At 29.1% G+C, this 24,602-nt stretch carries 22 protein-coding genes; all 22 read left to right on the top strand.

Annotation, left to right across the window (positions count from 1 at the left end; genetic code table 11):
* Nucleotides 1-40 precede the first annotated feature (40 nt).
* The 22 genes from H600_RS0105320 (at nucleotide 41) to H600_RS0105215 (ending at nucleotide 24,588) form a co-directional block, all read left to right on the top strand.
* Nucleotides 41-2,008 (top strand): polysaccharide biosynthesis protein, encoded by a 1,968-nt coding sequence (locus tag H600_RS0105320; RefSeq protein WP_026727821.1) that lies wholly within the window; start codon nucleotides 41-43, stop codon nucleotides 2,006-2,008.
* A gap of 231 nt (nucleotides 2,009-2,239) precedes the next feature.
* Nucleotides 2,240-3,085, top strand: a complete 846-nt coding sequence (locus tag H600_RS0105315; protein WP_026727820.1) for an ABC transporter permease — start codon at nucleotides 2,240-2,242, stop codon at nucleotides 3,083-3,085.
* Between the two features lie 2 nt (nucleotides 3,086-3,087).
* The gene (locus H600_RS0105310) at nucleotides 3,088-4,287 is read left to right on the top strand and encodes an ABC transporter ATP-binding protein (protein ID WP_026727819.1); all 1,200 of its coding nucleotides are present in this window, start codon (nucleotides 3,088-3,090) and stop codon (nucleotides 4,285-4,287) included.
* A 170-nt stretch (nucleotides 4,288-4,457) separates the two neighbouring features.
* Entirely contained in the window at nucleotides 4,458-5,837 is a 1,380-nt protein-coding gene (locus H600_RS0105305) for a hypothetical protein (protein WP_026727818.1), read from the top strand.
* Complete coding sequence (locus H600_RS23280; protein WP_051234374.1) at nucleotides 5,838-6,545, top strand: CatB-related O-acetyltransferase; 708 nt, start codon at nucleotides 5,838-5,840, stop codon at nucleotides 6,543-6,545.
* Nucleotides 6,546-6,558: 13 nt separating this feature from the next.
* Nucleotides 6,559-7,686, top strand: coding sequence for an acyltransferase family protein (locus H600_RS0105295; protein ID WP_026727817.1), 1,128 nt, complete (start codon nucleotides 6,559-6,561; stop codon nucleotides 7,684-7,686).
* Between the two features lie 21 nt (nucleotides 7,687-7,707).
* Nucleotides 7,708-8,877 (top strand): glycosyltransferase family 4 protein, encoded by a 1,170-nt coding sequence (locus H600_RS0105290; RefSeq protein WP_026727816.1) that lies wholly within the window; start codon nucleotides 7,708-7,710, stop codon nucleotides 8,875-8,877.
* On the top strand, nucleotides 8,864-9,943 hold the full coding sequence (locus H600_RS0105285; RefSeq protein WP_026727815.1) for a glycosyltransferase WbsX family protein: 1,080 nt from the start codon (nucleotides 8,864-8,866) through the stop codon (nucleotides 9,941-9,943). Before H600_RS0105290 ends, H600_RS0105285 begins: the two co-directional genes overlap by 14 nt.
* Nucleotides 9,940-10,908, top strand: a complete 969-nt coding sequence (locus H600_RS21885) for a glycosyltransferase family 2 protein (protein WP_051234373.1) — start codon at nucleotides 9,940-9,942, stop codon at nucleotides 10,906-10,908. Before H600_RS0105285 ends, H600_RS21885 begins: the two co-directional genes overlap by 4 nt.
* A complete protein-coding gene (locus H600_RS21880; protein WP_026727814.1) occupies nucleotides 10,905-12,023 on the top strand; it encodes a glycosyltransferase in 1,119 nt (372 codons plus the stop codon). Before H600_RS21885 ends, H600_RS21880 begins: the two co-directional genes overlap by 4 nt.
* Nucleotides 12,024-12,071: 48 nt before the next feature.
* Complete coding sequence (locus tag H600_RS22490) at nucleotides 12,072-13,022, top strand: glycosyltransferase family 2 protein (protein WP_167330294.1); 951 nt, start codon at nucleotides 12,072-12,074, stop codon at nucleotides 13,020-13,022.
* 3 nt (nucleotides 13,023-13,025) lie between these two features.
* A complete protein-coding gene (locus H600_RS0105265; protein ID WP_026727812.1) occupies nucleotides 13,026-14,120 on the top strand; it encodes a hypothetical protein in 1,095 nt (364 codons plus the stop codon).
* 190 nt (nucleotides 14,121-14,310) lie between these two features.
* Nucleotides 14,311-15,552 carry a glycosyltransferase gene (locus H600_RS0105260; protein ID WP_026727811.1) on the top strand — a complete coding sequence of 414 codons (1,242 nt, stop codon included), beginning with the start codon at nucleotides 14,311-14,313 and terminating at the stop codon, nucleotides 15,550-15,552.
* Nucleotides 15,542-16,375, top strand: a complete 834-nt coding sequence (locus H600_RS0105255) for a glycosyltransferase (protein ID WP_026727810.1) — start codon at nucleotides 15,542-15,544, stop codon at nucleotides 16,373-16,375. The genes H600_RS0105260 and H600_RS0105255 overlap by 11 nt, the downstream gene beginning before the upstream one ends.
* Before the next feature lie 4 nt (nucleotides 16,376-16,379).
* Nucleotides 16,380-17,318, top strand: a complete 939-nt coding sequence (locus tag H600_RS22485) for a glycosyltransferase family 2 protein (RefSeq protein ID WP_026727809.1) — start codon at nucleotides 16,380-16,382, stop codon at nucleotides 17,316-17,318.
* 24 nt (nucleotides 17,319-17,342) lie between these two features.
* Complete coding sequence (locus H600_RS22480) at nucleotides 17,343-18,290, top strand: glycosyltransferase family 2 protein (protein WP_051234372.1); 948 nt, start codon at nucleotides 17,343-17,345, stop codon at nucleotides 18,288-18,290.
* 67 nt (nucleotides 18,291-18,357) lie between these two features.
* A complete protein-coding gene (gene wecB / locus H600_RS0105240; RefSeq protein ID WP_280648073.1) occupies nucleotides 18,358-19,473 on the top strand; it encodes a non-hydrolyzing UDP-N-acetylglucosamine 2-epimerase in 1,116 nt (371 codons plus the stop codon).
* A 51-nt stretch (nucleotides 19,474-19,524) separates the two neighbouring features.
* The gene (locus H600_RS0105235; protein ID WP_026727807.1) at nucleotides 19,525-20,778 is read left to right on the top strand and encodes a glycosyltransferase family protein; all 1,254 of its coding nucleotides are present in this window, start codon (nucleotides 19,525-19,527) and stop codon (nucleotides 20,776-20,778) included.
* A gap of 19 nt (nucleotides 20,779-20,797) precedes the next feature.
* Nucleotides 20,798-21,667, top strand: coding sequence for a glycosyltransferase family 2 protein (locus tag H600_RS0105230; protein WP_167330293.1), 870 nt, complete (start codon nucleotides 20,798-20,800; stop codon nucleotides 21,665-21,667).
* Between the two features lie 123 nt (nucleotides 21,668-21,790).
* Nucleotides 21,791-22,504, top strand: coding sequence for a class I SAM-dependent methyltransferase (locus H600_RS0105225; RefSeq protein ID WP_026727805.1), 714 nt, complete (start codon nucleotides 21,791-21,793; stop codon nucleotides 22,502-22,504).
* Entirely contained in the window at nucleotides 22,505-23,428 is a 924-nt protein-coding gene (locus H600_RS22475) for a glycosyltransferase family 2 protein (RefSeq protein WP_026727804.1), read from the top strand. It abuts the gene before it with no gap.
* 5 nt (nucleotides 23,429-23,433) lie between these two features.
* Nucleotides 23,434-24,588 (top strand): acylneuraminate cytidylyltransferase, encoded by a 1,155-nt coding sequence (locus H600_RS0105215; RefSeq protein WP_026727803.1) that lies wholly within the window; start codon nucleotides 23,434-23,436, stop codon nucleotides 24,586-24,588.
* Nucleotides 24,589-24,602 lie beyond the last annotated feature (14 nt).

The following is a 24,602-nucleotide window of genomic DNA, read 5'->3' as shown; positions in this document are numbered from 1 at the left end:
TGTAAGATATTATAAGTTTACAAAACTAAACTAAGCCAAATTGGATACCGAGAAATCAACAAAAATATCGTCCTTGCTTTATACTTTTTTATCACCAAGGAATCTGAAAGCTAATATCAATAATCTAAGTTATCTACCTAGATGGATTATTGTTGCAATAGATGTAATGGTTTTGATTTTTTCATTTACCTTCACTTATATGCTGTTTGAAGGAACAGCTCTGGGGTATATTATAACCTCTCATGATTTTTATTTTGTGGGGAGTTTAATACTAGTAAATATATTTTTCTTTTGGTTATTTCGGACTTATTCGGGAATTATTAGGCATTCATCATATATAGATGCTATTAAGCTGTTGTTTTCTCAAATGTCAGTTTTGGTCTTCTTTTTATTTTTCAATTTAGTTTTCGAATTATATACAGGACACAAGGCATTTTTAAATACAGCACTTTTTATTAATTTAGTATTGTCTTTTTGTGGTTTGTTTTTGTATAGAGTTATAGTTAAGCAAACTTTTGAATTGTATTTTTCTGAAAAAGCTAATACAAAGCTAATTAGAACCGTAATTTATGGTACAGATGCAAATGCAATATCTGTTGCAAATGCATTAAAATTTGAAACACCTTCTCGATTTAAAATAGTTGGTTTTGTTGATAAAAACAACCAAAATGCATCCAAGAGAATGTTGGATTTGCCAATCTTAATCCTAAGAAAAAAATTGCCTGCGTTGATGCGTTCTGTAGCTGCAGAAGGAGTGATCATTGCAGATAAAAGTTTGTCTAAAGACGAACAATTAATTATTGTAGATCAATGTTTGGAATTCAATTATAGAGTTTATACAGTTCCGCTTATTTCAGATTGGGAAAACCAAAAAGAGATTTCTCAAAAGGTAAAAAATATTCAGATTGAAGATTTATTAGAAAGAAAACCGATTGTTTTGGATAGCAAGTCAATTTCTAAGCAGTTAAAAGATAAGACTATATTGATCACTGGTGCTGCAGGATCTATTGGAAGTGAAATCGTACGACAAGTTCTTGGATTTAATCCTAAGGTAGTTATTATATTAGATCATGCTGAAACTCCATTGCATAATTTGTGTTTAGAAACATTTGCAACAAAAGCAGAAACTAATATAGTTGCCGTAATTGCAGATGTAAAAAGCAAAAAGGCACTAGAAAAAGTTTTCAAAAACTATAATCCGCATGTTTTTTTTCATGCTGCGGCTTATAAACACGTTCCTTTGATGGAAGAAAATCCATCTCAAGCAATTTTGACAAACATAAAAGGCACTAAAAATCTCGCAGATTTGTCTTGTAAATATCACGTTAAGAAATTTGTTATGGTTTCTACAGATAAAGCCGTGAATCCTAGCAATGTAATGGGGGCAAGCAAGCGTATTGCAGAGAAATATGTTCAGTCATTATTTTTGAAAAACCAACGCGAAAATAATCATCATGTTACTAAGTTTATTACAACTCGTTTTGGAAACGTATTAGGATCAAATGGTTCTGTAGTTCCTCTATTTACAAAACAAATTGCAGAAGGAGGCCCAGTCACGATAACGCATCAGGATATTATACGTTATTTTATGACTATTCCTGAGGCTTGTCAATTAGTTCTTGAAGCTGGTGCAATGGGTAATGGAGGTGAAATTTATATTTTTGATATGGGTAAACCTGTCCGAATTATAGATTTAGCTAAAAAAATGATCAAATTAGCAGGTTTTATTCCAGATAAAGAAATCAAAATAAAGATTGTAGGCTTGCGTCCTGGTGAAAAACTTTACGAAGAATTATTAAATGATACTTCTAAAACGTTACCAACCTATCATAACAAAATTATGATTGCGCAAGAAATTCAGGATGAATATGAAAATTTGCATACTGATATAGACGAACTTATTGGGATAGCTGATTTTTATGATAACGACGATATAGTAGCAAAAATGAAAAAAATTGTTCCCGAATTTAAAAGTATGAACTCTGCTTTTGAAGTTTTGGATAAATAAAATTCGTACAATAAGATCGTAATTTTATTATTAATTATAAGAAAAGGTGTTTTTTAAATAAAAACACCTTTTTGCATTTTGAAGAATTTGTAAAAGGGTAAAAATCTTGTTAATTAACCGAGCTTTGTCTGCATGATAAATTAAATTTTTAAAAATGGTTTAATAGCTTTATTTGTTTGTCTTTTTTCTATATTGCGCCAAAATTTAAATAATTATTCTACTCAAATTTAAATGGAATTAAAAACCACTGTTTACCAAAAAACAAACAATAAAAAAATTGGTAAACTTTTACTAGAAAGTCTCAGTGACATGTATAGTTCTCGTTTTTTAGCAAAGCAATTGGCAGTTCGTGATATCAAAGCACAATACCGTCAATCTTTTTTAGGTATTCTTTGGGCATTTATTACCCCATTGTCAACAGCTTTAGTTTGGATTATTTTGAGTAAGTCGGGAACGGTGCAACTTACGGATACTGGAGTGCCTTATCCTGTTTTTGTGTTTTCAGGAACATTATTATGGTCTATTATTATCGAATCTATTAATGCCCCAATGGTCAATACGAACGGAGCACGAGGAATACTTTCTAAAATTAATTTTCCGAAGGAAGCCTTAATTTTATCTGGTGTTTACAAATTAATCTCAAATAGTTTTGTGAAAATAATTGTGCTTTTAGTTTTCTTAATTGTTTATGGGGTTGGTTTTCATGCTTCAGCGTTATTTTTTCCACTTGCTTTTTTAGGGATTATTTTTTTTGGTACGACTTTAGGTTTATTTATTACACCTTTAGGGATGCTTTATAATGATGTGGGAAAAATAATTAGTATGGGATTAAGTTTTTTGATGTATGCAACTCCAGTAGTATATGCTATTCCAAAGACAGGGTTGCTAAAAACGTTAATGGAGATGAATCCTTTGACGCCTTTATTGCTGACTACTAGAAATCTGTTGTTTGGACAAAATTTGGATTATTTGACGTATTATTTTGGAGTATTTACAGTTTGTATTCCATTGTTTTTTTTAGGATTAGTTTTTTACAGAATTTCTATTCCAATAATTGTTGAACGTATGAGCGCTTAATTATGGAGGAGAATGAAGTATTAGTAAAAGTTGAGAATCTTTCAAAGAAGTTTTGTATAGATTTAAAAACGAGCCTGTGGTATGGTGTAAAAGATTTATGTTACAATGTTTTTGGTAATAAAAATGAAAATTCAGAAGAATTGCGGCCAAAAGAATTTTGGGCAGTAAAAGATATTAGTTTTGAATTGCGACGTGGAGAATGCCTTGGTTTAATTGGCCATAACGGTGCTGGAAAATCGACATTGTTAAAAATATTAAACGGATTAATTAATCCAGATGAAGGAAAGGTAACGATCAAAGGAAGAGTTTGTGCTTTAATTGAATTAGGTGCTGGTTTTAATCCGATATTAACAGGCAGAGAAAACATCTATAATAATGGTGCTGTTTTAGGTTTTTCAAAAAATGAAATCGATTCGAAAGTAGAAGAAATTATTGATTTTGCTGAGATCCGTGAATTTATTGATATGCCTGTGCAAAATTATAGTAGCGGAATGAAAGTGCGTTTGGGATTTGCTGTCGCTGCGCAAATGGAGCCAGATGTACTAATAATAGATGAGGTTTTGGCAGTTGGAGATTTGGGGTTTAGAGTGAAATGCATGAACAGGATTACAGACTTGTTATCAAGTTCAGCAGTTATATTTGTATCACATTCAATGGCCCAAGTCACAACAGTGAGTAATGAAGCAATGCTATTAGAGCATGGAAGGATAGATTCTTACAGCAAAAATGTTGGCGATGTAGTTGAAAAGTATTTTTTTAAGTTTCAAACGAGTGATGAGCAATTAATTGGAGATGGAAGCATAAAATTAACTGAATTTAGCTTTATTGAAAATTCAAAAAAAGTTGTTGAAACTTATATTAGAAATGGAGAAGATTTGAAAATTGAATTTGAAATAAAAGCTGATGAGGATGTTGAAAATCTAAAATTTAGAATTGGTTTTTTTAATATTGAATATAAGCTTCTGGCTGAGGTTGATTCCGATACAGTAAATTTTATTGGAAAAGTGGTTGATGGGAAACTTATAGTGAGTGTAGTTATTAAAGGATTATACTTAAGATATGGAAAGTATAGTATTCATCTGCATGTAATAAATCTTGATACAAATAAAAAATTATTACGGCAGAGCAATATTGGTCACTTTATTGTAAAACCAACCATTTCTATTGGAGCTGATTTTTTGTTGCCAAGTGAATGGAGTTAGCTATGTAGTATTTTAAAATAGGCCCTTTAGGCAATTTGATTTATAAGCTTGTTCGAAAAACAAAAGTTATGTATAAAAACTTCAAAATGATTGTTCTTTTCCCGTCAGTAAACATTTATATAATTGATCCGGAAAGCGAATAAAAGAAATATAGTTTGTATTGAGATAGTATGTTAAATCAAGAAAATTTTATTAAAGAGTTTGAAAATCATGAGTTTTTATTTTATGATATTAATTGGTGGCCTCTGATAAAAGTACAGGTGGCATATCAACTGCATTTAAAAAATAGCGGTATTTTTAAAATAAATAATAGCGCCAAGTGTTTCTGTGAAATTGCAATAAAAATAACTTTAAAGGATCGTTTAAAGTTTTATCGACAAAGTTTTAAAAGAAATAAAACGATTAAAAATGTAATTGTTACTGACTCTTCTCAGAAGATTAATTCGGTTTATGGTTCAATGGATTTGATTAATCCATATACAGATCCATTTATTGATTATTTTGAAAAGCTAAAGATTGATTACTGTATTTTTGATTTAAAAAAAGAGAATTTTTTTCTTGGTTATGATATAAATATTTTAAAAAAAATCTATTTAGATAAAGTTAAAAACGAGTTTAATAAAAATTCGGAAATCAAATTCAAGCTAAAACAATTTTGTGAGTTTTTAACTCATGAATATGGAAAAGATTTTAATCTTTATAATCATTTAGTGCAAAATATTATCACCAATCAAACTGAGTATTTTGTGTATTTCAATGTTTTAAGAAAAAATAATGTAAAAAATATTCTATTGTATTGTTATTATAATAATACAATGATGAGTATTATTAGAGCGTCAAACAAATTAAATGTTACTACCCTAGAGTATCAGCATAGTCAAGTAACGGCAAATCATTTTGCATATAGTAGCTGGAGATCTATCCAAGGAAGTGGAAAAGATTTTTTTCCTTCAAAAATTTGGGCATGGAGACAGAGTGATGCTGCATATTTAGAAAGGCAATTTCAAGACGTAAAAAAAATAGATTACATTATAGGGGGTAATCTTTCTTTAGAGTTGTCAAAAAAAATAGAACTCCATAAAACAGACTCGCGTATTAAGGTACTTGTTACTTTGCAAGGAACTGGCTTGCCTGATTATGTAATTAATTGTTTAGATAGACATCCACATTTAGTATTGTATTTGAGATTGCATCCACGTTATTTTCAAGATAAAGAAATATGCGAAATGCTTAAATTAAAGTATAAAGAACAAATAGAAATTGATAAAGCAAATTCATTAACCCTATACGAACTTTTTAGTATTGCAGATTATCATTTAACTAATTTTTCAGGTTGTGCAATTGAAGCAGAATATTTTGATCTTACAAATATTATCTATGGAGAAAGAGGATATTTGGCATATGAAAATGAAATTAAATTAAAAAAATATTTATTTGTAAATAATCAAGATGATTTAGATTTTATTTTTAATCAAAAAATAAAATACAAAGGAAATTCAAGAGTTGAGAAAAAAGATATTTCTAAATTGATTAAGGAAAATTTTAGTTAAATGGGATTATTTAGGAAGATATATAGGAAATTTAAAAATACTTTAATTAGGAAACTAAAAAAAACGGATATTGAAAATATAATTGAGTCGAAGATTCAATGTTCAGAGTTAATTGATGAAAGTGCACAAGTACTATTTTCAGAATTAAGAGGAAAAGTAAAAGTTGGTCCAAGAAGTTTGATAAATAAGGTGCTATTTGATGGTAACATAATTATAGGTTCAAATACGACGATTAATGGTCCTAATACAGAGTTCTATTCTTTAGATTTTCCAATAAAAATTGGTAATTTTTGCTCAATTGCTAGAGGAACAAATATCCAAGAGCATAATCATGATATTAATTGCATAACAAGTTACTTTATTAAATATAGAATTTTTAATGATAAATATGGCTCAGATGCTGTTTCTAAGGGAGGCATTGAAATTGGAAATGATGTTTGGATCGGGACGGGTTCTACAATACTAACCGGAGTTAAAATAGGAGACGGTGCTGTAATTGCTGCAAATGCAGTGGTAACAAATGATATACCTCCTTATGCAATAGTAGGAGGAACTCCTGCAAAGGTTTTGAAATATAGATTCTCTGAAGAAATTATAAATGAATTGCTGAAAATCAAGTGGTGGAATTGGGAAATGGATAAAATTAAAACCAATAAAGATTTATTTTATGGGAATTTAACAATGAAAAAATTACATAGTATTAAATAGGCAAATAGTTTTTATGACAACGTATAGTAAAATAGAAATTCAAAGAATAGAACCATTAGATTCACTGCGAGGAATAGCTGCAGTTTTGGTTATGATTTATCATTTGAAGTTTATTTTTAAATTACCAATTGATTCCTACTCAGATTTTATTATTAGTAGATTAGGTCTTAGTGTAGAGCTTTTTTATGTTTTAAGTTCTTTTTCAATTTTTTACTCGTTACATGGTAAAGAATTTTCTATTCAATCGATGCAGTCATATTTTATTAGACGTTTTTTTAGAATAGCACCACTTTATTATTTTTTATTAATAGTGTTCTTCTTTTATAATAATCAATCATTGTTTTCATTGCAATATCTTAGTAACTTGTTTTTAAATATCACATTTTCTTTTGCTTTTTCACCATTACATCATGAAGGTTTGGTTCCGGCTGGTTGGTCAATAGGCATTGAGTTTTTAATTTATTTTGTTCTACCTATTTTATTTTGTTTAATTAGATCTGTAAAATCGGGAATAATTAGTTTAGTTGTTATTTATCTAATATCATCTATATTAGCCTATGAATATGGCTCAGAAAGTTACAAAGGGTTAAGTTATTCAATTAAAAATTTGGTAGTAATGCTTCCTTTCTTTTTTCTTGGAATAATGATTTTTTGGATTTATATGTCATCACAGATTATGAATATACTCTCAAAATGTAGATACTTACTTTTTATTTCATCCCTTATTGGTATTGCCTTAGTTTATTTCTTTTTTTATTATCAGTCACATAATGATAATATGTATGGAAATTTCATAAAGTACTCAAAGTTATATGTTTACATTGCCATGTTTTGTTTTTTGACTGTAATTTTACTTCAACTTACTAAGCCCATAGCTTTATTGCATAATAAATTTTTTAATTATGCAGGAAAATGGAGTTACAGCATCTATTTAATTCATCCGTTGGTTATTTTTTCGAGTAAACCAATCTATGATTATATTTATTTAGTGTTTCCATTAACAAGTATTTCATTTTGTGTTTGTCTTCTATATACATTAATTATTGTAGTTGGAATGTCTTATATTAGCTTTAGATTCATTGAAGAAACAGGGATAAAAAAAGGTAAAAGTATTATTGAAAAATTTAAATTAAAAAAATAAAGATTTATTTTATGGCGATTTATGGGTAAAGTTGCAGAATTTGAAATGATTAAAAAACCGAAAATATTAGTTTTAGCCCATGAGCAATATTTAAATGGGGCATCTCATTCTTTAATTACTATTTTAGAAGGGTTAATGACAGTTTATGAATTTTTAGTAATTGTGCCAGACAACGGAATGATGGTCAATGAACTAAATAGAATCGAAGTAAATTATGAGATATTAAATTTGCCAAGATGTGGTTATTTTAATTATTCTTCATTTCAAAATCATTTAAAGGAAACAATAAAATATTACAAAAAGAAAAGAGTATTAAAAGAAAGACTACTTTTAGTTGCACAAACTTTTGCTCCAGATTTAGTATATACTAATACTTCTGTTATATCTTTTGGTTATGATTTATCAAAAAAAATGAAGAAACCCCACTTGTGGCACATTAGAGAATATGGAGATAAAGACTTTAATATTTCTTATATTCCATCACGGAGAGTAGTCGTAGATAAAATAAAAAAAAGCGCTGTTTCAATTTTTACAACAAATTTGCTTAAGGAACATTGGTTGGGATCAAAAGTTTTCAACTCCGAAGTTGTATACAATGGTTTTTTTGAACATAAGGATGTTTTTGCAAGGGAGATAAATAAAACTACAATTACAATAGGAGTTGTGGGAGTGATTATGATGCTAAAAAAACAAGATTTTGCATTGCAAGTTTTTAAAGAATGTTATAAAAAGAACCATAATTTAAGATTGAATTTTTATGGAGGTGTTTCGGAACATCATTATTATAAAGAATTGAATGAATTTATTGAAAACAATAAATTATCTGATGTTGTTAGTTTTTTAGGATATATACCAAATCAATTGATATATAAAGAAATAGATATATTAATGAGTTGCTCTAAAGATGAAGCTTTTGGAAGGACATTGATCGAAGCAATGAGTAATAAAATACCGGTTTTAGCAAGAAATAGTGGAGGACCATCTGAAATTCTAAACGCAAATTATGATTTGTCTTTATATAATGAAACAAAAGAGGCAATAACTAAATTAAATAATCTTATAAACGACTCTAGTTTTTATAAAAAATCATCAGAAGAAGGTTATAAATTAGCAATTGATTATTTTTCTAAAGATATTTATTTGCAAAGCATGGCTTCTGTTTTTAATAAGACATTAAATGAACAAAACTAAACTGATAGCATTTCATCTGCCTCAATTTCATCCAATTCCAGAAAATGATTTGTGGTGGGGCAAAGGATTTACTGAGTGGACGAATGTAACAAAAGCAATGCCTTTATTTTCGGGGCATTATCAGCCCCAATTGCCTACTGATTTAGGGTTCTATGATTTACGTTTGCCCGAAGCTAGAAAAGCTCAAGCTGATTTAGCGAAATCATATGGAATAGAAGGATTTTGCTATTATCATTACTGGTTTAATGGAAAAAGATTGTTGGATCAGCCAATTGATGGAATGCTTAAACAGAATGATTTGAAAATGCCTTTTATGTTATGCTGGGCAAATGAAAATTGGACTCGCAGATGGGATGGTAAAGAAGAAGATGTTCTAATGCAGCAAGATTATAATTTTGAAGATGACAAAGCTCATATGCGATGGTTGTGTGAACATGTTTTTTCTGATTCAAGATATATTAAAGTAGGTAATAAACCTGTCTTTGTACTTTATAGACATGATTTATTGCCAGATATAAAAACAACAGTCGCTCTTTGGAGGAAAGTAGCAATTGAAGAATTTGGTTTTGAAGATTTATATTTATGTTTTACAGATAGTTTTGGAGATGTGATTGATCCTAAAGAAATTGATTTTGATGCAGTAATAGAGTTTTCTCCTCTCGCAGTAATTAAGAATAAATTGAAAATTAAACAAAAAAAAGCAGTATTTGATTTTTTTAAAAAGAAGCAAAAATCTGTTTCAGTTGATTTTAGAGATTTTGAATTAGGGGTTAAGAAATGTATTGATAAAAAAATACCAGATTATAAGTATTTCCGATCTGTTACACCATCTTGGGATAATACTCCTCGAAAAAAAGAAAAAGGGGTTGTCGCTGTGGGAAGCAATCCAGATTTATATTATAAGTGGTTAAGTCATATTATTGCTAATTTTAAGCCGTATTCAATTGATGAAAATTTTATTTTTATAAATGCGATGAATGAGTGGGCAGAAGGTAATCATTTAGAACCATGCACGAAATATGGTACTGCTTATTTAGAAGCCACCAAAAAAGCATTAGAGTCTTGAATCCAAAAGTTTCCATAATTATTCCTAATTACAACCATTCAAAATTTTTGGTTCAAAGACTTGAGAGCGTATTTAATCAAACTTTTCAAGATTTTGAAGTTATACTTCTGGATGATAAAAGTACAGATAATAGTGTAGCCATTTTAGAACGCTACTCTGATCATTCTAAAGTTTCACACTTAATTGTCAATGAAGAAAATTCAAGAAGTCCTTTTAAGCAATGGCAAAAAGGAATACAGTTAGCCCGAGGTGAATATATATGGATTGCTGAGAGTGATGATTATTGTGAATTAACTTTTTTATCGAAATTAATAAAATATATTGACGACGATCAATCAAAGGGAATTGTCTATTGCCAATCCACTGATGTTGATGAAAATGGAGATTTTTTGAGCCATAGAGTAAATTATACAAATAGGTTTCAGCCTAATATATGGCAGATGAATTTTGTCAAAGAAGGAAGAGAATTCGTTGAATCTTATTTTAGTAATTTTAATGTCATTCCTAATTCAAGCGCTGTAATTTTTAAGAGGGAATTAGTGGAAGATTCTATTTTCTCAAGATCTTTATTAGAAATGAATATGTGTGGAGATTGGTATTTTTGGATCAAATTAGCTTTAAAAACTAAAGTATGTTTTTTATCAGAAACATTGAATTATTTTAGAGAGCATCAATCTGTAAGTCGCAATCATAAAGATGTTCAGAAGAAAAAAAATAGATTACTGGAAGAAAAGATAGTACGAACTTTTATGCGTTCTGTGAAGATTATAAATTTACAGTCAGAGTATTTATTATATCATAAATGGTTTAATTTGCATGGTTATTTGTCAATTTTCAGCAAATCTTTTTATAATGTAAGATTAAAAAACACATCTTATTTTGCCTTTATAAATATGTATATTACATATAGGTTTGCTAGCAATAAATTCACAAAAAAAATCATGATTTTCAAATCGATTTTATGAAACTAACTCAAAGTAGAATTGCTATTATTTCTCCCTCTAAAGATGGTTACTCAGAAACTTTTATTCAAGAACAAAAAAATGGATTAAAAGGAGAAATTTTTTATTATTATGGAGATGTTATCCCACAATATTTGGAAGGAGTTGGGAAATTGAATAATAAAAATATTGCTTGGATGGTAAAAATAAAACGTAAACTTGGATTTAAAACACCTTCTGTTATCGAAATGAATTTTATGCATTCGCTTCAAAAGAATAAAATACAAGTTGTTTTAGCGCAGTATGGTAATACGTCTCATAGAATTTTAAATTTTTGTAAAAAATTAGACATTCCGTTAATAACTCATTTTCACGGATATGATGCCTCGGTTGAAGCTGTAATTAAAAATTGTGATAACTATAAAGAAGTGTTTGCATGCAGTAAATATGTCATAGCAGTCTCGCATTCAATGCAAAAAAAACTGCTTGAATTAGGTTGTCCTAAAGAAAAATTAATATATAGTGCGTGTGGATCAAGTGATCTGTTTTTGAATGTTGTTCCGAAATTTACTGATTCGACATTTTTAGCTGTAGGACGTTTTGTGAATAAAAAAGCACCTTACTATACATTATTAGCATTTAAAAAAGTACATGATAGATTCCCGGAAGCAAAATTAATTATGGGAGGTACTGGAGAATTGTTAGAGAGTTGTTCAAACATAGTAAGAGCATTTAAGTTAGAAGATGCGGTTTTGTTACCTGGAATTATTGATCGACCACAATTTATAGAATATTTATCTAATGGATTGGCTTTTGTACAACATTCTATAACTGCACTAAATGGTGATCAGGAAGGCACCCCTGTTGCAATTTTAGAAGCAAATGCTGCTGGTTTACCTGTAATCTCAACGAGACATGCTGGTATTCCAGATGTCGTCATTGAAGGCGAAACAGGCTTTTTGGTAGATGAACATGATGTAGATACAATGGCTGAAAAAATGATATTGCTATTAGAAGATAAAACCCTTGCGAAAAAACTCGGCACTAATGGAAAAGAGAGGATTAAAAATAATTTTACATTAAAAAGACATTTGGATGTCATTGATGATTTAATTGAGAGATCAATAAGTAATATTTAAAGAATAGCCGTTATTTTTTTTAAAATGACTGCTGTATATAAATTAGAGATGAATGATATACTAATTTCGATTATTATCCCAACATACAATAGAGCAAGTATTTTAAACCAAACGCTTGATAGTGTTTTGAGCCAAACTTACAGTAATTGGGAATGTATTGTAGTCGATGATGGTTCATCAGATGATACTGAGGAGTTGTTAGCCCAATATTGTGCAAAGGATTCTCGTTTCAAATATTTTAAAAGACCACTAGAAACTCCTAAAGGAGGAAATGTTTGCAGAAATCTAGGTTTTGAATTAAGTAAAGGAGCATTCGTTAAATGGTTGGATTCGGATGATCTATTGTCTGCTGATCTTTTACTTTCCCAGATAAGTGCGGCTGCAAAATATCTAGAAGAGAAATATGTTTTGATAACCAGTAAATGGAATTATTTTTCAGAAACCGTAGATGATGTTAAGCCTAGAATAGAGAAAACTAATAAAAATTATGATAGTGGATTTAGTTTAATTTCTGATTTTGGAAACTTTGGTACTTTTTTGCCTTCGCATGTTTATTTAGTTCGAAGAGAGTTAATTCAGAAAAGCGGATTATGGAATGAATCTTTATCAATAAATCAGGATGCCGAATTTTTTACTAGAGTTTTATTAAATACTAAAAAAATTATTCATCCTGTAGATGGTATGGTGTATTATAGATGTAGTTTCTCCGATGAGAATGTGAGTCGTTTTACAACATTAGATAAATGCAGGGACTCGATCATAAGCTGGATACTTATAGATTCGTATATTAAATTATATACTAAAAGTATTCATTCTCACAAATATATCGAAAACGGAAAACGACACCTATTAAGCAAAATTCAAAATAAAGAAATTTTAATTGAATATAATTGGTTTTTAGGCAAAAGAAATTTAAAAGATTGGTTACTAAAAAGAAAGCTGAAAATGTATGGAATTACGAGACATTTCTACTTAATACGTATTTTTAAAAATCACTAAAAAATGACATTTTATTCTTTCAGAAGATTGATTAGACGTAAGGTATTAAGTTATTTTTTTTTATTGAAAGTTCTCTTCACGAGTTCTTTTATCAAGCCGAAACAAAAGAAAATATATATAGATGTTCGAGGTGTAGTATTAAATAGATATCTATTTAATTTTATAAAATTTTTTACACTTAACGACTACACCGTTTATCTGCCATATGATAGTTCCGTTATCGGAAAGCTTTCTTTTGATAATAAAAGCGGCGAACCTAAATATGCTTCAATGATTTTAAAGGAAAAAATTAAAATTGGTAAGCCCATAAAAAAATCAGGTGTTTCATGGATTACGAAAGAGCAGCTTAGTAATGATTTTTTTAACTCGGAATATTACGATAATAAGCTATATTACCATGTTCCAATGAGTAAATATCCCTTAATGTACAATTCTGAATATTTAAGTATTAGCACTGATTTTGTATGTAGTAGAAAGAAATCAGGTTTTATATCAGGTAATTTTGACAATAAGCGATATAAACAAATTACTAAAAATAATTATTTTGACATCCCCAATAGAGTAGAAATATTTAATTATATAGGCTCCCAAAGTTATAATAGGAAAATAAAAACGTATAATGAATTAGTCGATTTTATTGAAAGTGATGAGGACAATATAGTTTTACTAATCAATGCTGAAGATGATTTTAGATTAAGTTTTTCTGAATTAATAAAGACTTTAGAAAGGTTTAGTTTTTTTATTGCCCTACCAGGTGTGGTAATGCCTCAATCTCATAATGTGATTGAAGCTATGAGTGCTGGTTGTATTCCTATAATCCATGATACATACGCAAATTTATTTATACCACCTCTCGTTAATAACGAAACTGCGTTAATCTATAAAAATAAAAAAGAATTAAATGATTTACTAATAGAGTGTTTCGCTAGAAGTCAAGAAGGAATATCAATTTTAAGAAAAAATGTTGTTGACTATTATGATTTGTATTTAAGTCCTTCGTCAGTAGTTGAAAAGATAGTAAACAATCAATTTGATAAAATTTTTATACAGGCAGAACATATAAGTCTTTATTTACTGGAAAATAAAAAAAATATATAATTATGCCTGCTTCATTAAATCACTATGTTTTGAGAATTTGGAGTGCATTATTGATGATGAAGAAGCAATAATTGATTCAGTTATTAGATTTAGATTGTAAGAGAAATTTCGGTTTCAAATATTAAAGATTAAAAGTAGATTTTAGAGATTATTTAAAAGTTATTATTGTAGCAAAAATGAGTAATTTAAAATGGAAAATAAAAAGATAATTTTTAAACTTGGGCAGTTTCCTCACTTGTCCGAGACGTTCATATTAGCACAAATTATAACGGCCATAAAATGGGGATTTGATGTGAAATTGATAGTTGATAAATTATTAGATTTTGAAAGTAGCAAGCAACAGGATTTATTAACGAAATACGAAATCAAGGACAAAATAATTTTAGAAGAGTATAAAATTCCAAAAAATAGAATAATTCGCATACTCAAATGGTTTGTTTTATTGTTTTTTAATTTAAAGAATGTAAATCAGATATTTAAATATTACAAAGCGCATTCAAAATTTAGTTTGACTTGGTTATACCAATGGGTTTTTTATAATCAATTCAATGATGTTGATATTTTTCATGTTCAATATGGAACAAATTCAGGGATTTTATCGTTACTAAAAAAGGTTGGTTTTAAACCTTCTTTAGTTGTTAGTTTTCATGGCCATGATGCGATTTTTCCTATAAGTGGTTTTATACCAAATAATGGTTATTACGATAATCTTTTTAAATATGGAGATTTAGTAGCGGTTAATACTCCGTATTTAGCAGAAATTCTTATAGATTTAGGTTGCCCAGAAAAGATACTTACAATTGTTCCTGTAGGAGTAGATACAGATTTTTTTCATCCAAATAAAATAAAACGAGATGATCAAATCTCCAGATTAATTACAGTGGGGCGATTAAATATTGTAAAAGGACATATTTATGCTTTTCACGCTGTAAAGAAATTAAAACTTGAAGGACTTGATTTTAAACTGACAGTTGTCGGTGAAGGGCCAGAACGTGAAAATTTGGAAAGCTACATCCGTGATAATAATTTAACAGATTCAATAGTTTTAGTAGGTTCTAAATCCCGAGAAGAAATTCGCGAATTGCTATGGGATAATGACATTTTTTTATTGTCGTCGGTTTCATTGCATAATGGGAAAAGTACCGAAACACAAGGATTAGTAACAATTGAAGCTATGGCATGTGGTTTGCCTGTTGTAGTATTTGATTCAGGAGGAGTAAAATATACTTTAGAGAATGGAATTTCGGGATTTATTTGTGACGAGTATAATATTGATTGTATGGCGACTAAAATTAAAAGATTAGTTGATGACAATAGCACTTTAATTGAAATGGGCAATCAAGCCCATTATTTTGCAAATAAAAATTATTCACAGAAAATGGTTGATGCAAAATGGCAAACAATATATAATAGGCTGATTAATGAAAGATAATGATTTAATATCGATTGTTATTCCTTGTTTTAATGATTTTAAGTTTGTAGAACAAGCTGTAGATTCTGCATTAAATCAAACAAACACGAATGTAGAAGTCATAATAGTTGATGATGGTTCAGATTTAGAAACGAAAGAAGTTTTGAAAAGGCTCGAACCAAAAATCACGAAATTAATAATACAAGAAAATCAGGGGCAAAGTAAAGCAAGGAATGAAGGAATTGAAGCGTCAAATGGTCAATATATTCTAGTATTAGATAGTGATGATTTTTTTGAGCCAAGTTTTTGCGAAAAGGCTTTGCTAATTTTAAAAAATGATCCAGATTACAGATTAGTAAGTTGCTATGCTAATTTAATTTTTGAAGATAAAAAGACGACACTGTTTAAGCCTAGTGGTGGTGACATAGTTGATTTTTTATTTTCAAATGCCGCACTGGGTACTTCAATGTTTAGGAAAGAGGATTGGAAAAACTGTGGAGGATATGATGAAACGATGAGGCAAGGTTTTGAAGATTGGGAGTTTTTTATTCGACTTTTGAAAAATGGGGGCACCGCGTACATAATACCAGAACCACTATATAATTATAGAAAAAGAAATTATTCCACAACTACTATAGCCAATAAAGTTAAATATAGTTTGTTGATGGTTATTTATTTAAAGCATAAAGATTTATATGTAAATCATTATGAAAAATTTATAACCCATTTGTTGTATAGAATAGAAAGAGAAGAAAAAGAAAAGATTAAGAATACACTAAGACTTGAGTTTAAAATTGGGAAAGCAGTTTTAAAACCATTTCGATGGCTAAAATCAAAATTTTAATTAAATGAAACCTTTAGTTACTATCCTCTTAGCAACTTTTAATCGATCAAACCTGATTGCTGAAACATTGAATTCAATTGTGTCACAAACTTATTCTAATTGGGAGTGTATCGTAATTGATGACAATTCTACAGATTCAACTGAAGAAATTGTATGTGAATACATAAAAAATGACAACAGGTTTAGTTATTATAAGAAAACAGAAAAATATAAAAAAGGACTCTCAGGAACTAGAAATCATGGATTAGATATTGCAATTTCTCGAAACGCCGAATTCATTCAGTTTTTTGATGACGACGATTTAATGTGTCCAAACAATATAGAAGCAAAAATTTTATCATTGGCTCCGAAATCTGACCTAAATTTTACCATCAGTAAATTCGAAAAATTTGATCATGATGATAGATCTAATGTATCGAGACCAATTTTTAAACTTTCACATTCGCATATGGGAGATGCTATATTGGTTGGTGACTTAAAGGTAAATATTCAATGTATTTTGTGGAGAGCAATATATATTAAAAAATTTCGCTTTGACGAACATTTATTATATGCTGAAGAATGGGAACTCCTGACAAGGATAGGGTATCTTAACCCAACTTATGATATTGTGGACGAATATTTATTTAAGTATCGTAAACATAAAAAATCATTAACAATGGGGGATGATTTAGATTTTAGTAGAAGAAAGACTTCTGCAATTATACGAATAAAGATATATGAATATCTTACTATAAATAGATTGCATACTAAAAAAAGTATTCTATTTTTGGCAAAAACATTTTTGATTGATAGTTATCAGCCGTATTATGTAAAAGCCCTATTGGAATATGTGAGCCAAAATAAAGAGTTTTCTTTGAAGTTAAGGCTTTATTTAAAATCGGTTCTCTATATTTCCAAAGTTAGCAATAAAATTATAGGTAAATTAGCCACTTGGGTATAGCAATGAAATATTTATGAGCTTTAAATGAACGAACACTATATAATTAAGGTTTCTATAATTATTCCAACTTTTAATAGAATTGATCTTCTGCAAGAAACTTTGCTATCAGTCAAAAAGCAAACAATTAGCAATTGGGAGTGCTTGATAATTGATGATGGTAGTGCGGATCAAACAGATGTAATTATTCCAGCAATAATAAGCGATGATTGTCGATTTAAATATTTCAAAAGACCAGAAAATTACTTAAAAGGAGCAGCAAGTTGCCGAAATTATGGTTTTGAATTAAGTAAGGGAAAATATATCCAATGGTTGGATGATGATGATTTACTTTCAATAAATAAGTTGGAATTACAAGTAAAATTGTTGGATAAGTTGAATGATGAAAAAATATTTGCAAGCTGTGACTGGGATTTATTTTGGCCACAAAAAAAATTTGAAAGAAATAGTGTTTTTGATTCTAATTCTTACTTAACAGCAAATAACTTTTTCCTTGAATTAAGAAAAAAGCAAACTTTTATACCCATTCATGCATTCTTGATGCATAGAGATTTGATTTCTATTTCGGGTAATTGGAATACTGATTTGAAATTGAATGATGATGCAGAGTTTATGACTCGTATTTTGATTAAAAGTAAAAAGTTGGCAAACACTCGAGATTGTTTTGTTTTATATCGTAGTTATGAAAGTGGAAGAATTAGCACTTCCAAAGATGTTCAGAGTTTAAAGTCGCTCCTTTACAGTCTACAGTTAATGAGTGATCATTTAAAATTTAATGATATACAATGTGTTTCTTATTTTAAATGGAAGTTATTTAAAGTTTTTTATAATCATTGGAAATCAAATAAAGTCTTACTAAAAGAACATTTTTATTTCTTTAAAGAAAATGAAATTAATTTGAGACTTGCAAGATATTATATGCTGAAATACACTATTTATAAAAAACTATATCCGTTTTATAAAAAATACAAATAATAGATTTTTGCATTTTTTTTATTATCACGCAATTAGAATTATAAAATTTTATAAAACAAAAAAAATAATGAAAACCCTTCTTTGTTTCGGAACTCGGCCAGAAGCTATAAAAATGGCACCACTTTATCACGAGCTTCAGAAGAATAATTTTGAAGTTAAGGTATGTGTCACTGCCCAACATCGAGAAATGTTAGACCAAGTTTTGGATTTCTTTGAAATTATTCCAGATTATGATCTTGATTTGATGCAACCTAATCAAAGTTTAAATGAATTAAGTGCTAAAATCCTCTTAAAAATAAATGAAGTTTTAATGCAGGAAAAGCCTGATTTAGTTTTGATTCATGGGGATACAACCACATCATCTATGGTAGCCTTAGCCAGTTTTCATATGGGTATAAAAACCGGACATATTGAGGCTGGATTAAGAACATATAATAAAAACGCACCATTTCCTGAAGAAATAAATCGTCAAATTACTAGCCGAGTTGCCGATGTTCATTTTTCGCCGACACAGCAAGCAACGCAAAATTTGTTACAAGAAGGCATTTCTTCTGACAGAATTGTTGAAACTAGTAACACTGTTGTCGACGCTTTACTTTGGACAATTAATAAAATAGATTCAGACGATTACAAACATCCTGAGATAGAAACATTAAAAAATATGATTTCAAAGGATAAAAAAGTTATACTAGTAACAGGTCATCGCAGAGAGAATTTTGGTGAAGGAATGAAAAATATTTGTGAAGCGCTGTTAGATATCTCTAAACGTGAAGATGTTATAATAGTGTATCCTGTACATTTAAATCCAAATGTCAAAGATGTTGTCTACCAATTATTATCTGGTAAAGATAATATTTTACTTATTGATCCTGTATCTTATCCAGCTTTTATATGGCTAATGCAACAATCATTTCTAATTGTGTCTGACTCGGGAGGTATTCAAGAAGAAGCACCTTCTTTAGGAAAACCTGTTTTAGTAACTCGCACTATTTCGGAAAGACCAGAGGGAGTAACGGCGGGTTTTTCAAAATTGGTTGGAACTGATAAGGTTAATATTGTAAATACTGTAAAAGAATTTTTAGAAAAATTTAATGGTTTTGGAAATAAATTAAATCCATATGGAAATGGTAATGCATCGAGGAATATAATTGATTTTTTGAAGAAAAATAGTCTTAATAAGTAATTGTTATTTGTTTAAAAAATAGATAATGACTGGAGAGAACAAACTAGCAAAATGTTAAAAAAAATACTTATAATAGTCGATTCTATCGATATGGAAGATAGTAGCGGATCTAAAGCAAATGTCGCATTGATAAATAATTTGCACAAGGGTGGATTTGAAGTTTTAGTTTATCATTATACACGAAAAAAAGTAATCTTAAAAAACATAGATACATTTGAGATTTCCGAGATTAAGTTTAGTGTTTTATATTTTTTAAGTAGGTTGGAAAGAGTTTTTACTCGAGCTACAAAAATCAGTTTGAATCCTTATCTTGAAAGTTGGTTTGGATTTTCTTTTACCTTTTTTAATGATACGCAAAGTATTAAAAAGGCATTGAAAAAAGAAATTAGAAATAATTACGATTTGGTTTTAACTTTAAGTAAAGGAGCAAGTTTTAAGCCACATTATGCCATTCTAGATATTCCTGAACTACATGATAAGTGGATGGCTTATGTGCACGATCCATATCCCTTTCATTTTTATCCTCGCCCATACAACTGGATTCAACCCGGATTTCGTCAAAAAGAAAGGTTTTTTGTAAAAGTTTCTGAAAAAGCAAAATTTAGTGCTTTTCCTAGTTTTTTGTTGAAAGAATGGATGTGCAGTTATTTTCCTAACTTCCTTAAAACAGGTATTGTAATTCCTCATCAGAGTGCTGAATATAATATTCAAAAGCAAGATTTGCCAAGTTATTTCGATACATCAAAATTTAATCTTCTTCACGCAGGAAACTTAATGAAGCAACGTTCTCCTGAAGGTTTGATTGAAGGATTCAAATTGTTTTTAGATAAAAATCCAGAAGCTCGTGGGGTATCAAGATTAATGTTGCTAGGATACGCTTCATATCATAAAGAGATGCTTGAAAAGTATAAAGTTAATACTCAGGAACTTTATGTTTCTGATGGAAATGTTCCTTTTGATATTGTTTATGAGCTTCAACAATGCGTCTCAGTAAATATTATTTTGGAATCTAAATCAGAAATTAGCCCTTTTCTTCCGGCTAAATTTCCACATTGTGTCAAAGCAAATAGAGCCATTCTATCTCTAGCGCCTTATTATAGCGAAACTAGTAGATTATTAGGAGATGATTATCCATATTGGTCTGAGGCTGATGATGTTAGAAGAATAGCGTTTTTAATCGAACAAATGTATCAGCAATGGAAAATTAATCCAGATAATTTGCTACTAAATAGAAAAGATCTTGAAGAATATGTTTCGTTGTCATATTTAAAACAAATTATAGAAAATCTAACACCAGCCGGTTAAAATAATGAAGGCTACAATATTGATTGTTTCAAAAAACAGAAAAGAAGATTTATTTAAAACATTAAATATTTTAAATAATTTAATTGATAAATCTCAGGTAGAAGTTCTCGTCTTTCTAGATGGATGCAATGATGATTCTAAATCTTTAAAAAATGAGTTAGCATGGGTAAGATGGTTTATTAGCGAAAAATCAATAGGTGCTTCAGCAGCAAGACATCAAATTTATCCATTAGCAAAATCAGAAATTTTAATAGGTTTGGACGATGACGCGCATCCATTAAATAATGATTTCATAGAGCGAATTGAAAACTTGTTTGAAAAGAATACTAATGTTGGAATTTTTGCTTTTGAAGAAATAAAAGGTCTTTTTCAATCAGATGCTGAAGCGCTAAGTCAGGCTAAAATTGAAAAGAGAGAATGTCTTACTTCTGAATTTATTGGTTGTGGATTTGCAATCAGGAAATCGGTTTATAATCTAACAAATGGTTTTCCAGTCTGGATTGATATTTATGGAGAAGAATCTTGTCTGTCTATTGAAGTTTTGTCAAAAGGATATAATATTTTATATTCTAATGAAATTAAAATAAATCACAGGATTAATAAAGAACAGAGAAAATTAAGTAAACAAAATTATTTTAGATTTGAGAAACAACTAAAAAACGCCACTTATTATTATTTGGTTTATTATCCGTATCCTTTACTCAAGATTTTAAAGTTATTTTGGCATAATTTTAAAAAATACGCATTATCAGATTTAACGTTCTGTAAAAGCTATTTTAAAGCTATTTTTGCCGTAATGATCAATTTACCTAGAATTTTGAGTTATAGAAATCCGATTAATAAATCAGTAATCTCGAAAATGAAGACTTTATCTCATCCGAAATTTTAAAGCTCAAAAGTTTGACAAAAATTTGAAAATCTGCTCAAATACACAATGAGTATTTTTGAAAAAGTAAAGCTAAAATGTAAAAAAATAAAGAGTAATTATACGCTGTAACAAGAAATTAAAAAAATGATAAAAAAAATAAAAAATGTTGTAAAAGCAATTTATGCTAGCAAGCGTTTAAATGAAGAATTGCTATGGGCAAATGTTTTTCATGATAGTATAAAAGAAACGTGGGCAGATAAGATAGCTTTTAATATTGGAAGATGGGCTGGAAGTTATGCCTTTTTTTATGTTTTATTTAGAATTTTAAATGATTACAAACCTAAAAATATATTAGAATTTGGTTTAGGAGAATCCACAAAAATGATTTCTAAATACATTGTTGCGAATGGGGAGTATAAAAAGCATATTGTAATAGAGCAAGATGAAAATTGGAAAAATATTTATTTGAACAATAATAGTAATACTTTATCTGGTAATTCAATCATAAAGATAATGCCTATGATTGAAAAAACTTATAAAGGTGCAACTTATAAAAGTTATAATAACATTGAAAGTATTAAAGATATTTCTTTTGATTTTTACTTGATAGATGGTCCTCATGGCTCTGAAAATTTTTCAAGGTTTGACATTTTTACAATTTTAAAAGATAAGTCACCTTTGGACGAATTCATAATATTGTTTGATGATTACGAAAGATTTGGTGAGAAACAAACTGTGGATGAGGTTGTTAAAATGCTAGAAAGTAAAAAAATAAAATTATTTACAAAATCATATACAGGTGTTAAATCTGTTTTTATTGTCGCTACTGAGAAATATAAATATGCAACAAGTTTTTAGATGCTTTCTTTAATAATTCCTTTATTTAACAGGGAGGATTTTATTTTATCAACCCTAGAGAGTATTAGACACCAATCTGATCCTAATTGGGAGTGTGTTATTATTGATGATGGTTCAAAGGATAATAGTTATAACCTGGTTTTAGATTATATAAAAAATGATTCTCGTTTTGTATTACTAAAAAGGCCATCTAATCATAAAGCCGGCGGAAATGGTGCGAGAAATTATGGCTTTAAGCAAACAAAAGGTGATTATGTTAATTTTATAGATAGTGATGATATTTTGCATCCTGATTTTGTAAAGTATAAATTGAAAGCGATTTCTGATTGCAAAGCTGATGTTGTTATATCAAAAACGATGATTACTTCTTTAGATATAAACGAGATATTAATATATGAAGAGCGTACCCGATTGACAGATTCTTTGCTAGATGATTTTATTACTCTAAAAGTAAGTTGGTATATTGTTGATCCAATATGGAAAAAACAATTTTTAATGGATAAGAAATTGTTTGACGAAGATCTTTTAAAAGAACAGGATAGGGATTTTCATATTCGGATGTTATTAGAAAATCCAAAGATTCAAATATTAGATAAGTATTTATATTACTATAGGACTAATCCCACTAGTATTTCGACAAATATGAGTCAAAATACAGCATTATCAATTTTAAGAGTGGGGATAAAAAGGAATGCATTACTTTTGAAAAATAATTTAAGTGATACGACTCACTTTTTTGTTTATAGACAAATGATAAGACTTTATCCATTAGTATACAAATCGGAAAAAATTCATACTATATATTTTAGAGTAATATGTAAATTTTTTAAGTTTAAAAAGAGATATTTGATTATGAACATTAAATTTTTCATTGCAATTATCTCCTTTAAACTATTTGGTAAGGGAGAAAGAATATTGAAATAAAAATTATGAAAAAAATAGCCATAATTCCGCTTCGTAAAGGATCTAAGGGAATACCAGGAAAAAATAAAAAAAAAATCGTAGGCCGCCCTTTGTTTTCTTGGGTGCTATCAGAGGCTATTTTTTCCAATTTAGATGAAGTATATATATACACTGATGATGAAGAAATTATCAATTATGTTAATAGAGAATATGCTTGGAGTTCAAAGGTAAAAACAGCTTTGCGTTCAGAAAAAAATGCAAATGATACTGCCTCGACAGAAAGTGTAATGATTGAGTTTGTTGAAAATGTAACGACAGATTTTGAAATTTTTTGTTTGTTGCAGGCAACGTCTCCTTTTACTCAACGTAAGGATATTAATGCTGTTTTGAAAGAAGTTTTGGAAGATCATGATTCTGCCTTAACAGTAGTGAACACTCATCGATTTACCTGGAATACTAATGGGACGCCTCAAAATTATGATGTTTTTCAACGTCCACGCCGACAGGATTTCGAAGGATTGTTAATTGAAAATGGTGCAATATATGCCACTACCAAAAAGGCCTTTTTAGAAACAAAAAATCGGGTAAGTGGAAGTATTGGTCTTGTGCATATGTCTGAGGAGAGTTTGACCGAAATCGATTCAATGCCAGATTGGCTTATTGTCGAAAATTTGTTGATACAGCGTTTAAAGAGAGAAAAATTACAGCAGCGTATTGACTATTTAATTTTGGATGTAGACGGAGTGTTTACAGATGGACGTGTTGCATACAATAAAAACGGAGAGGATTTTAAAGTATTTGACATGCGAGATGGTATGGGGTTAGAAATATTAAGGCAAAATAATGTTAAAGTTATTGTCTTGACTTCAGAAAATTCCGAATTAGTAGCACAACGTATGCGAAAATTACAAATTGAAGATACATTTTTAGAAGTAAAAGATAAATATAGTTTTTTACAAAATTATTTACAAACGCGAGGAATTTCAAGAGGAGCATTAGCTTACGTGGGAGATGATGTAAATGATATGGCCAATATGTGTAGTGTAGGTTGGTCATTTGCTCCAAGCAATGCTGTTGATGTTATAAAACAAAATGCTGATTTTGTCCTGACAAATTCTTCTGGAGCAGGAGCAATTAGAGAGGTATGCGAATGGATTATAAAATACAACATTAGATACTAATAAGTTTCTCCTTG

The organism is Flavobacterium denitrificans DSM 15936 (assembly GCF_000425445.1).
Taxonomy (GTDB): domain Bacteria; phylum Bacteroidota; class Bacteroidia; order Flavobacteriales; family Flavobacteriaceae; genus Flavobacterium; species Flavobacterium denitrificans.
The sequence above is the reverse complement of the archived record's forward strand: the minus strand, read 5'-3'. Positions and strand labels throughout refer to the sequence as shown.